Raw genomic sequence first — 11,202 nt, 5'->3', positions numbered from 1 at the left:
CCCGGGGCCCCACCCGTGGACCCCAGCGAAGGAAACCGTGGCAACGCAGAAGAAGAACCGCCGCCGGTACGCGGTGGCCGCCGTGCTCGCCGCCGTCCTGACCGCCGCCGGCGGGGTGACGGCCTGGCGGGTCGCCGCCCACCAGGACGGCGCCCGGCCGCTCAGCACCGAGGAGGCGTCCCGGCTGGCACTGTCCCGGTTCACCCTCTACGGGGCGAGCCCCGCCGCCGTCGACCTGACCGTCCAGGAGGGCGGCGGGACGGCCGTCGAAGTGCACGGCGTGATCGACTACCGCACCCGGCACGCCGCCGGGAGCTACCGGGTGACCGGCCCCGGCGGCGTCCTCGACGAAGGGCTGGTGATCTGGGACGCCGGCGGGCTCGGCCTCGCCAAGACCCCCGCCGGCGCCACCGGACAACCCTGGGAACAGGCCGAACACGTCCCGCGCACCGGCTGGACCTCCCGCCCCTACGGCACCGACCCGCTCGACGCCGGACTCGACCTCGCCGTCCAACTCGGCGCCGACCGCCCCGACAACCCGCTGCTGCTCGCCCAGGCCGGCCCCCGCCGGCTCGGCCGGGACCGGATCGACGGCCGCGACCACGACCGGATCTCCGGCCCCCGCCCGCGCGAGGCCGCCGCGAACGGCGACACCTCGCCGCTCACCTACTGGATCGACGCCGAGGGCGGCCTGCGCCGCGTCACCATGCGGATGCCCGGCCTCGGGACCCCCGCCACCCTGGACTTCCACGGCCCGTCCGCCGGCGCGAAGCTCCCCGAGGCACCGTGGGCGACGGCGGGGTGAGGCGGGGCCTGCGGTGGTGGGGGTGCGCCTGCGGCGGGCGGGGGCGTGGCGGGGTGAGGCGGTGCCGCCGGCCGGGTGGCGTCTGCGGCGGGCGGGCCGCGGTGGGCTCAGGGGCCGGTGGGCAGCGGGTAGGCGTCCGGGTCGACCCGGCCCGGAAGGTCGACGGCGGGCTGTGCCGGGGCGTGCGGGTCGGGGAGCGAGGGCTGGGCGGGCGGTGCCGGGACGGCGTTGAAGGCCGTTCCCGGCGGGGCCTGCACGCCCGCTGCCCGGCCGGCCGGGACGGGGCCCGTGCCCGGCGCGTCGCAGGGTGCCAACTGCTCCAGCCGGTCCGGGCTCTGGGTGGACGGCCCGTTGCCGGTGAAGCAGTTGCCCGGGTCGGCGGCCGAACTGACCAGGTCCACCCCGTTGCCGGTGACGCTGTTGCCGGTGACCCGGTTGCCCGACGCCGGGTGTCCCGGCGGGTCGGTCACCACCACGCCGGCCGCCCGGTTGCCGCGCACCAGGTTGCGCTCCACCCGGTTGCCCGTCCCGCCGCCGATCCCGATCCCGATCCCGAAGCCGCCGTCGGCCTGCTCCGGCGAGTCCGCCGCGTTGTTGTCCGCCACCACGTTGCCCGCGATCACCGCGGCGTGCTGCGGCGCCAGCGACTCCAGGTCGTTGGAGTTGACCGTCACCCCGACCCGGTTGCCCACCACCCGGTTGCCCACCACGGTCAGGTTCTCCGAGGCGTTGGTGATCTCGATCCCGACCGCGTTGCGCTCCACCGTGTTGCCCCGCACCAGGGTGTCGCACGGCTTGCACTGCCCGACGTAGATCCCCGAGTCGGCCTGCCCCGAGGCGTACGACTCCTCGATGACCCCGCCGCGCGCGTCGAACGCGTAGATCCCGTACAGCGCGTTCCCGTACGCCGTCACCCTGGTCGCCCGGAAGCCCTGCACGGCGGGGAAGCGGGTGGTGTCCAGCGGGTCGTACGCGGAGCCGCCCGCGCCGTGCCGCTGCAGCTTCTCGTCGGTGACGCCGGTGAACAGCACGCCGTTGGCCAGGTAGCCGTGCACGGTCAGGTTCTCCACCACGCCGCCCGCGCCGGTCACCGTGATCCCGTTGACCAGCTTCAGGCCGCCGTCGAACACCACCGCGCCCCGGTCCGTCCCGCGCAGCACCACCCGCGGCTTCGTCACCCGCACGCTCTCCCGGTACGTCCCCGGGCCGACCAGCACCAGGTCGCCCGGGTTCGCGACGTCCACCGCCCGCTGCACGGTCGGGAAGTCCTCCGGCACCCGGACCACCGTCCCCGGCGGATGGCGGTCGGCCGAGGAACCGCCCGGGGAGCCCGGGGAGCACCCGGCCGCCGCCGGGAGCAGCAGCAGCGCCGCACCCAGCAGCAACCGGCCCGGCCGGGCCTGACGAACCATCACCATGAAGGAAGAGAGGCGGAGTTGCATGAAACGTGTTCTATCGTCTGCAATGGCGGCCATGCACACCGAACCGGGGAACCCGCAGCACGGGAGCGAGCCGGACCGGCCCCGGATCGACCGCCGCACCCTGTTCGCCGCCGGGGCCGCCCTCGCCGCCGGAGCCGCCGGGGCCGGGGCCGCCACCGCGCTCACCCGCGAGGACCACCGGCCCGCCGCCGCCCCGCCGCCGCCCGCGGCGATCCCGTTCCACGGCGCCCGCCAGAGCGGCGTCACCCACCGCCAGCTCCCCGCCACCCGGCTGCTCGCCCTCGACCTGCCCGCCGACACCGACCGGGCCGCCCTGCGCGCCCTGCTCGCCGCCGCCGGGGACGTCCTCGCCCGCGCCGCCGGCGGCAGCCTCGACGACCCCCGGCTCACCGGCACCCCGCCGCTCACCTCGCTCGCCGCGATCGGCCCGGCCCTCGCCGCCCGGCTGCGCCTCCCCGCCCCCGCCGGCCTCGCCGAACTCCCCGCCCTCCCCGGCGACCGGCTCGACCCCGCCCGCAGCGGCGGCGACCTGCTGCTCCAGGTCGGCGCCGAACAGCCCTGGACCACCGGCATCCTGACCGAGCACCTGCTCACCGCCGCCACCGCCGCGGGCGCCGCCCTCCGCTGGCACCAGAGCGGCTTCCTGCCGCCCGCCCCCGACGGGCAGACCCCGCGCAACCTGTTCGGCTTCAAGGACGGCACCGCCAACCCCGACCCCGCCGACCCCGCCCTGTGGCAGCGGGACGGCACCGTCCTGGTCTACCGCCGCATCCGGATGGACACCGCCGCCTTCGCCGCCCTCCCCGCCGACGGCCGCGAACGCGCCATGGGCCGCCGCGCAGACAGCGGCGCCCCGCTCACCGGCAGCGCCGAGCACGACGACCCCGACATCTACGCCAAGCACCCCGACGGCTCCTACGTCATCCCCGCCACCGCCCACGTCCGCCTCAGCAGCCCCCGCCTCGACGGCGGCGCCCGGATGCTCCGCCGCGGCTGGTCCTACGACGACGCCCCCGCCGACCGCGGCCTGCTGTTCTGCGCCTTCATGCCCGACCCGGCCCTCTTCACCCGCGTCCAGACCCGCCTCGCCGAACGCGACGCGCTCACGCCGTTCCTGACGCACACGGCCTCGGCGGTGGCGTGGGTCCTGCCGGGCGCGCGGGAGGGCGGGGTACTGGGGGAGGGGCTGTAGGAGGGGGCGCCGGCCGCAGGGGCCGGATCGGGGAGGGCCCCGGGCAGTCGTACCGGGGCCGGGTTGTCGGTCGGGGGTGCGAGCCTGGCCCCATGGACGAACGCGACAGCGAGCAGTTGCTGCGGGGCCGGGTCTACGGCGCGGACCACGACGACCCCGGGCCCCGGCCGGGCCGGGCGTACCGGGAGCTGGTCGGCGGCCCGCTGGACGGCCTGCTGCTGGACGTCACGGGCTGGGCCGCCGACGCGCTGGCCGGCGGCGCCGCGCTGCCCACCCACCTGGGCCGGTACGGCGGGGCGGGCACCTCGCGCTACGAGCCGCGCCCGGCCGACCCGCGGCGCTGGGACTGGACCGGCGACAGCCGCTGAGGCCGGGCCCGCTCAGGCCGCGTGCGGGGAGCCGGGGGCGGCCGGGGCGGGGGCGGCCGGGGCCGGGTCGTGGTGGATCGGGCCGCCGGTGGCGGAGAGCGGGAGGCAGGAGCCGCCGCGGGCCTCGGCGACGAGCTGGGCGGCGATGGAGACGGCGGTCTCCTCGGGGGTGCGGGCGCCGAGGTCGAGGCCGATGGGGGAGTGCAGGCGGGCCAACTCGGCCTCGGTGAGGCCGACTTCGCGCAGCCGGGCGGCGCGGTCGCGGTGGGTGCGGCGGGAGCCCATCGCGCCGACGTAGCCGACCGGCAGGCGCAGGGCGCGCTCCAGCAGCGGGACGTCGAACTTGGCGTCGTGGGTGAGGACGCACAGCACGCTGCGGCCGTCGAGCCGCTCCAGCTGGGTGTCGAGGTAGCGGTGCGGCCAGTCGACGACGAGTTCGTCCGCCTCGGGGAAGCGGCGCGCGGTGGCGAACACCGGCCGGGCGTCGCAGACGGTGACGTGGTAGCCGAGGAACTTGCCGATCCGCACCACCGCCGAGGCGAAGTCGATCGCGCCGAAGACCAGCATCCGCGGCGGCGGCACGTACGCCTCGACGAAGACGGTGACGGTGCGCTCGGCGGACGGGTCGCAGGGCCGCCCGTCCAGCCCGAGGACGAGCCGGCCGGTGCGCCCGGCGGAGAGCATCGCGCGGGCCTCGGCGACGGCGGCGCGCTCCAGCCGGAAGGAGGCGAACGAGCCGTGGTGCGCGTCGGCGGTGACGGCGATCGTGCCGCCGAGCAGGGCGGGCGGGCCGTCGACGATCCGGGCCACCGCGACGGGCGTGCCGGAGGAGACGTGGGCGACGGCCGCGTCCAGGCCGGGGTCGGCGCCGGGGGTGACCGGCTGGACGAACACGTCGAGCAGGCCGCCGCAGGTCAGGCCGACGGCGAAGGCGTCCTCGTCGCTGTAGCCGAAGCGTTCCAGCACGGGGGTGCCGCTCTCCAGCGCCTCCCGGCACAGCTCGTACACGGCGCCCTCGACGCAGCCGCCGGAGACCGAGCCGACCGCCTCGCCGTCCGCGTCGACGGCCAGCGCCGCGCCGGGTTCGCGCGGGGCGGAGCCCGAGACGCCGACCACGGTGGCCACCGCGTAGGGGCGTCCGGCGGCGTGCCAGGTGTGCAGTTGGGCGGCGATGTCGTGCACGGGGAACTCCTCGCAACGGGCGGTGCCGCCCCGCCGGAGGGTTCGGCGGGGCGGCAGGTGGGGCCGGGCCTAGTGCACGCCCAGCCAGGACTTGATCGGGACGAGCGCGAAGTACACGACGAACACGCCGGTCAGGATCCACATCAGCGGGCCGGGCTCGCGCCACTTGCCGGTGCCCGCCTTGATGGCGGTGTACGAGACGACGCCGGCCGCGACGCCCGCGGTGATGCTGTAGGTGAACGGCATCAGCACGCAGGTGAGGAACGCCGGGATGGCGATCTCGCGGTCCGACCAGTCGATGTGCCGGGCCTGGCTCATCATCATCGAGCCGATCACCACCAGCGCGGCGGAGGCGACCTGCACCGGCACCACCGCGGCGACCGGCGAGAAGAACAGCATCAGCGCGAACACGCCGCCGGTGACGGTGGAGGCCAGGCCGGTGCGGGCGCCGTCGCCGACGCCGGTCGCCGACTCGACGAACACGGTCTGCCCGGACGCGCCGGACAGGCCGCCGATCGCGCCGCCCGCGCCGTCGATGAACAGCGCCTTGGACAGGCCGGGCATCCGGCCCTTGGAGTCGGCCAGCCCGGCCTCGGTGCCGACGCCGATGATGGTGGCCATCGCGTCGAAGAACCCGGCCAGCACGAGGGTGAACACGGCCACCGAGGCGCTGATCGCGCCCAGCCCGTGCGAGCCGAACGCGCCGAACAGGTCGACGTGCCCGAACAGCCCGAAGTCGGGTGCGGAGACCGGCGAGCCGGGCCAGGTCGGTGCCGAGCCGCCCCAGTCCTTCCCGGTCAGCCCGGCCGCCGCGTTGACCACCAGCGCGACCACGGTGCCCGCCGCGATGCCGATCAGGATCGCGCCCCGGACGTTGCGGGCCAGCAGCACGAAGATGGTCAGCAGGGTGAGCGCGAAGATCAGCACCGGCCAGCCCTGGAGCTCGCCGAACGGGCCGAGCGAGAGCGGGGTGGGGCCGCCGGTGTGCACGAACCCGGCCTTGTAGAAGCCGATGATCGCCACGAACAGGCCGATGCCGATGGTGATCGCGTGCTTGAGCGGCAGCGGGATCCCGTTCATGATCTTCTCGCGCAGGCCGGAGACCACCAGCAGCACGATCAGCAGGCCGTAGATCACGCACAGGCCCATCGCCTGCGCCCAGGTGGTGTGCGGCACCACCAGCGCGGATATCGCGCCGGAGACGGACAGGCCGGCCGCGACCGCCAGCGGCACGTTGCCGACCACGCCCATCAGGATCGTGGTGACGGCGGCGGCCAGCGCGGTGGCGGTGGTCAGCTGGGCGTGGTCCAGCTTGGCGCCGGTGACGTCCGCGCCGCTCAGGATGATCGGGTTGAGCAGGACGATGTAGGCCATCGCCATGAAGGTGGTGAGACCGCCGCGGATCTCGTTGCCCAGGGTGGAGCCGCGCGCCGAGATCTTGAAGTAGGCGTCGAGGGCGCCTCTGGCGGGTGTGTCGGGCGCGGCGGGGGCCGTTTCTTCGGTGGGGCCGGGCTCCGTGGAGGTCCGGGACATGTCCACTCCCAAGGTTCATAGGGGGTTGGGGTGGGCGAGCCGACCTGGGTGCCCGTCAGGTGGGGTACGCAGGGGGACTGGTTCGACTCACGGGTGGGGTGCTGCGGGGCCCGGCGAGACTCCGGCAGCGGCCCCGGGGGTCGGCAGGGAAGACGGGTGCCGCCCCCGGGGACGTTCGACGGACCGTCAGAGCGTGTCGGTCAGGTGCTCCGGCCGCACCGGGATGCGGTTCAGCGCCCTGCCGGTGGCCTGGCGGATGGCCGCGACGATCGACGGGGTGGCGGAGACGGTGGGGGCCTCGCCGACGCCGCGCAGCCCGTACGGGGCGTTCGGGTCGGGGAGCTCCAGGATCTGCACCGGGATCGGCGGGGTGTCCAGGATGGTGGGGATCAGGTAGTCGGTGAAGGAGGCGTTGCGCACCTTGCCGTCCTTCACCACGATCTCCTCCATCACCGCGAGCCCCAGCGCCTGGGTGCAGCCGCCCTGGATCTGGCCGACCACCGAGAGCGGGTTGAGCGCCTTGCCGACGTCCTGCACGGCCGTCAGCTCGACCACCTTGACTAGGCCCAGCTCCACGTCCACGTCGACCACGGCGCGGTTGGCGCAGAAGGTGTACTGGACGTGGCCGAAGCCCTGCCCGGTCTCCTTGTCGAACGGGACGGTGGGGCGGTGGTGGTGCTCGCGGGTCTGCTCGACGGCGTCCTCGCCGAGCAGGTCGACGATCGGGATCAGCACCCCGGCGGAGGCCGAGACCACCTTGCCGCCGACCAGCGCCAGGTCGTCCTGCGTCCAGCCGTAGCGGTGCCGCCCGCGCTCCAGCAGCTCGTGCCGGACCGCCTCGGCGGCCAGCTTCACCGCGCCGCCGGTCATGTACGTCTGCCGGGAGGCGGAGGTCGAGCCGGCCGAGCCGACCTCGGTGTTGGCCGGATGGATGGTGACCTGCTCGACGCCCAGCTCGGTGCGGGCGATCTGGGCGTGCACGGTGACGCCGCCCTGGCCGACCTCGGCCATCGCGGTGTGCACCATGGCGACCGGCTCGCCGCCGATCACCTCCAGCCGCACCCGGGCGGTGGAGTAGTCGTCGAAGCCCTCGGAGAAGCCGACGTTCTTGATGCCCACCGAGTAGCCGACGCCGCGCACGATGCCCTCGCCGTGCGAGGTGTTGGACAGCGCGCCCGGCAGGGTCCGCACGTCCAGGTGCTCCAGGTCGAGCGGCGGCGGCAGCGGCATGTCCTTGACCCGCTGGAGCAGTTCGGCGACCGGCGCGGGCGCGTCGATCTCCTGCCCGGTCGGCATCCGGTCGCCCTGGGTGACGGCGTTCAGCTGCCGCAGCTCGACCGGGTCCATCCCGAGCGCCTCGGCCAGCCTGTCCATCTGCGACTCGTAGCCGAACGCGGCCTGCACCGCGCCGAAGCCGCGCATCGCCCCGCAGGACGGGTTGTTGGAGTACAGCGCGATCGCGTGCATCCGCACGTTCGGGATGACGTACGGGCCGTGGCCCAGCGAGGCCGCGTTGCCGACCACCGCGGGGGAGGCGGAGGCGTAGGCGCCGCCGTCCAGCACGATCCGGCAGTCGGCGAAGACCAGCCTGCCGTCCCGGGTGGCGCCGTGCTCGTAGCGCATCCTCGCCGGGTGGCGGTGCACGTGCCCGAAGAAGGACTCGTCCCGGGCGTAGACGATCTTGACGGGCTTGCCGGTGTGCAGCGCCAGCAGGCAGGCGTGGATCTGCATCGACAGGTCCTCGCGGCCGCCGAACGCGCCGCCCACCCCGGCCAGCGTGAGCCGGACCTTCTCCAGCGGCAGGTCCAGGACGGGCGCCATCTGCTGGCGGTCCACGTGCAGCCACTGGGTGGCGATGTACAGGTCGACGCCGCCGTCCTCGGCGGGCACCGCCAGGCCGGACTCCGGGCCCAGGAACGCCTGGTCCTGCATGCCGACCTCGTACTCGCCGGTCACGATCACGTCCGCCAGCGCCCGCACCTCGTCGCTCACGCCCAGGCCGGAGACCAGCTTCTGCTCGTGGCAGACGTTCCCGTACGCGTGCGACTTGTACTCGTGCGGCTCGTGCACGTAGCCGTGGGTCTCCGGGTCGAGGCACTGCTCCTCGGTGGTGATCGGGGTGAGCACCTCGTACTCGACCCTGATCTTCTTCACCGCGCGGCGGGCCGTCTCCGGGTGGTCGGCGGCCACCAGGGCGATCGCCTCGCCGTGGTAGCGGACCTTGTCGATCGCCAGGGCCGGCTGGTCGGCGATCTCCAGGCCGTAGTACTTCTCGCCCGGGATGTCCTCGTGGGTGAGCACCGCGTACACCCCGGGCACCTTCAGCGCCTCCGAGACGTCGACGCTCAGGATGTTGGCGCGCGGGTGCGGGGAGCGCAGCGCGGTGCCCCACAGCATGTCCTCGTGCCACATGTCGGAGGAGTAGGCGAACTCGCCGCGCACCTTCAGGTTGCCGTCCGGGCGCAGCGGGGAGCCGCCGATGCCGTCCTTGGACGCCTGGTTGATCTTCTGCAGGTTCTTCTGGCCCTGGATCGTCCGACCGGTCACTTCTCCACCCCCCGGGCGCACGTCCGGGCCGAGGCCAGCCGCACCGCGTCCATGATCTTCTCGTAGCCGGTGCAGCGGCACAGGTTGCCCGACAGCGCCTCCCGGATGTCGGTGTCCGAGGGCTGCGGGTCCGCGGCCAGCAGGGCGTCGGTCTGCACCAGCAGGCCGGGGGTGCAGAAGCCGCACTGCACGGCGCCCGCGTCCACGAACGCCTGCTGGACCAGGCCCAGTTCGCCGTCCGGGCCGGCCAGGCCCTCCACGGTGCGCACCTCGCGGCCCTGCACCTGGCCCGCCGCCACCAGGCAGGAGCACACCGGCACCCCGTCCAGGTAGACCGTGCACGAGCCGCACTCGCCCTGCTCGCAGGCGTTCTTCGACCCGGGCAGGCCGACCCGCTCGCGCAGGACGTACAGCAGGGACTCGCCCTCCCACACGTCGTCGGCCTCCACCGGCTTGCCGTTCGCGCTGAACGTGACCCTCATGCCGCGCTCCTGATCTGCTTGCGATAGTCGTTCCAACACCACGTCAGGGTGCGCCGGGCCATCACGGCCAGCGCGTGCCGCCGGTAGTCGGCGGTGCCCCGGACGTCGTCGATCGGCGAGGCCGCGCCCTTCACCAGCTCGCCGAAGCGCCGCACCACCTCCGGGCCCAGCAGCTCGCCGGACTCCCACAGGCCGCGCTCGGCCAGCACCCCGCCCAGGTACTCCTCGGCCTCCACGGCCCGGCGCGGCGTCGGCGCGGCCGAACCGATGCCGGTGCCGACCGTGCCGTCCTTCGGGTGCAGCGCGAAGCCGAACGCGCAGACCGCGATCACCATCGCGTTGCGGGTGCCGATCTTCGAGAACTGCTGCGGGCCGTCCGCGACCGGGATCCGCACCGCGCGGATCAACTCGTCCGGCTCCAGGCTGTTGCGCTTCACCCCGACGTAGAACTCGTCGATCGGGATCAGCCGCGACCCGCGCACCGACTGCGCCTCCACGAACACGTCCCGGCCCGCGGCCAGCAGCGCCGGGTGCGAGTCGCCGGCCGGCGAGGCCGCGCCCAGGTTGCCGCCGACACTGCCGCGGTTGCGGATCTGCGGCGAGCCGACCGTGTGCGCGGCCAGCGCCAGGCCCGGCAGCGGCCCCGACAGCTCCTCGATGATCCGGGCGTACGGCACCGCCGCGCCCAGCCGGACGGCCGCGCCGTCGCTGCTCCACTCGGTCAGCTCGGTGATGCGGTTCAGGTCGAGGATCGCGGATGGCCGGTGCACGTCGAAGTTCATCTCGACCATGACGTCCGTGCCGCCGGAGATGGGCAGCGCGGTGGGGTGCTCGGCCTTCGCCGCGAGTGCCTCGTCCCAGCTCGCGGGCCGAAGGAACTCCATGCGGGTAACTCCTCAAGTCGTCGCCGACGGACGCGGGCACTGCGCCCTTGCCGGTGCCCGGGGCCCTCGGCCCGATCGGTCACCGCGGTGCAGCCCGGCGGCGTGTTGGCAAGTGAACCGCTGTGACGGGGGCCACTGGCAGTCACCGATGGCATGAGGACCGGCGGTGCCCCGCACCACCGTCCTGTACGTTCCTCTAAGGTGGACGATCCTCCAGCTCAGCTCGGGCAGACTGGGCCGTTCCACCCCGCGGTCCCACCCTCACAGACCAAGAAGGGCTGCCCATGCGCGTCCGCGACCTGCTCGCCCCCGGCGCCCCCCGACTGCGCCTGCTCGCCGGGGAGGACGAACTCGACCGGCAGGTCACCGGAGTGATGACCACCGACCTCCAGGACCCGGGCCGCTACCTGCACGGCGGCGAACTCGTCCTCACCGGCATGCTCTGGCGCACCGCCCCCGCCGACTCCGAACGCTTCGTGCGCACCCTCGCCACCGCGGGCGCCGCCGCCCTCGGCGCCGGCGAGGTCGAGGTCGGCCCCGTCCCCGCCGACCTCGCCGAAGCCTGCCGCCGCCACCGGCTGCCGCTGCTCGCCGTCCCCGACGACGTCGCCTTCGGCGCCGTCACCGAGTACGTCGGACGCCAGGTCTCCGCCGACCGCGCCGCCGACCTCGCCGCCCTGGTCGACCGGCACCGCCTGCTGGTCTCCGCCGCCGGCGCCGGCGGCCTCGACGCCGTCCTCGACCTGCTCGGCGGCGACCTCGACCTC

General features: G+C 74.8%; 10 protein-coding genes. 4 read left to right on the top strand and 6 right to left on the bottom strand.

Translation table 11 applies throughout. The features are described 5' to 3' along the window. Positions 1-37 precede the first annotated feature (37 nt). The gene (locus ACFUEL_RS25205; protein ID WP_380239031.1) at positions 38-805 is read left to right on the top strand and encodes a hypothetical protein; all 768 of its coding nucleotides are present in this window, start codon (positions 38-40) and stop codon (positions 803-805) included. 107 nt (positions 806-912) lie between these two features. Here ACFUEL_RS25205 and ACFUEL_RS25200 read toward each other — a convergent pair whose 3' ends face one another. After that, on the bottom strand, positions 913-2,247 hold the full coding sequence (locus ACFUEL_RS25200) for a right-handed parallel beta-helix repeat-containing protein (protein WP_380239030.1): 1,335 nt from the start codon (positions 2,245-2,247) through the stop codon (positions 913-915). Positions 2,248-2,278: 31 nt separating this feature from the next. Here ACFUEL_RS25200 and ACFUEL_RS25195 point away from each other — a divergent pair, with 31 nt between their 5' ends. Together ACFUEL_RS25195 and ACFUEL_RS25190 are read left to right on the top strand one after the other, a co-directional pair. Continuing rightward, the gene (locus tag ACFUEL_RS25195) at positions 2,279-3,439 is read left to right on the top strand and encodes a Dyp-type peroxidase (RefSeq protein ID WP_380239029.1); all 1,161 of its coding nucleotides are present in this window, start codon (positions 2,279-2,281) and stop codon (positions 3,437-3,439) included. Positions 3,440-3,531: 92 nt separating this feature from the next. Continuing rightward, on the top strand, positions 3,532-3,807 hold the full coding sequence (locus ACFUEL_RS25190) for a hypothetical protein (RefSeq protein ID WP_380239028.1): 276 nt from the start codon (positions 3,532-3,534) through the stop codon (positions 3,805-3,807). 12 nt (positions 3,808-3,819) lie between these two features. Here the strand turns inward: ACFUEL_RS25190 and ACFUEL_RS25185 are convergent, their stop codons facing one another. The 5 genes from ACFUEL_RS25185 to ACFUEL_RS25165 form a co-directional block, all read right to left on the bottom strand. After that, on the bottom strand, positions 3,820-4,989 hold the full coding sequence (locus ACFUEL_RS25185) for an XdhC family protein (protein ID WP_380239027.1): 1,170 nt from the start codon (positions 4,987-4,989) through the stop codon (positions 3,820-3,822). Positions 4,990-5,058: 69 nt separating this feature from the next. Then, positions 5,059-6,522 (bottom strand): NCS2 family permease, encoded by a 1,464-nt coding sequence (locus tag ACFUEL_RS25180; protein WP_380239026.1) that lies wholly within the window; start codon positions 6,520-6,522, stop codon positions 5,059-5,061. Between the two features lie 186 nt (positions 6,523-6,708). Continuing rightward, positions 6,709-9,069, bottom strand: a complete 2,361-nt coding sequence (gene pucD, locus ACFUEL_RS25175; protein ID WP_380239025.1) for a xanthine dehydrogenase subunit D — start codon at positions 9,067-9,069, stop codon at positions 6,709-6,711. Further along, positions 9,066-9,551, bottom strand: coding sequence for a (2Fe-2S)-binding protein (locus ACFUEL_RS25170; RefSeq protein WP_380239024.1), 486 nt, complete (start codon positions 9,549-9,551; stop codon positions 9,066-9,068). Before ACFUEL_RS25170 ends, pucD begins: the two co-directional genes overlap by 4 nt. After that, a complete protein-coding gene (locus ACFUEL_RS25165; RefSeq protein ID WP_380239023.1) occupies positions 9,548-10,435 on the bottom strand; it encodes an FAD binding domain-containing protein in 888 nt (295 codons plus the stop codon). The genes ACFUEL_RS25170 and ACFUEL_RS25165 overlap by 4 nt, the downstream gene beginning before the upstream one ends. 284 nt (positions 10,436-10,719) lie before the next feature. Between ACFUEL_RS25165 and ACFUEL_RS25160 the strand changes: the two genes are divergently transcribed. Further along, a partial coding sequence (locus tag ACFUEL_RS25160) for a PucR family transcriptional regulator ligand-binding domain-containing protein (protein ID WP_380239022.1) occupies positions 10,720-11,202 on the top strand: 483 nt, incomplete at its 3' end.

The organism is Kitasatospora sp. NPDC057198, from assembly GCF_042670125.1.
GTDB lineage: Bacteria > Actinomycetota > Actinomycetes > Streptomycetales > Streptomycetaceae > Kitasatospora.
The sequence above is the reverse complement of the archived record's forward strand: the minus strand, read 5'-3'. Positions and strand labels throughout refer to the sequence as shown.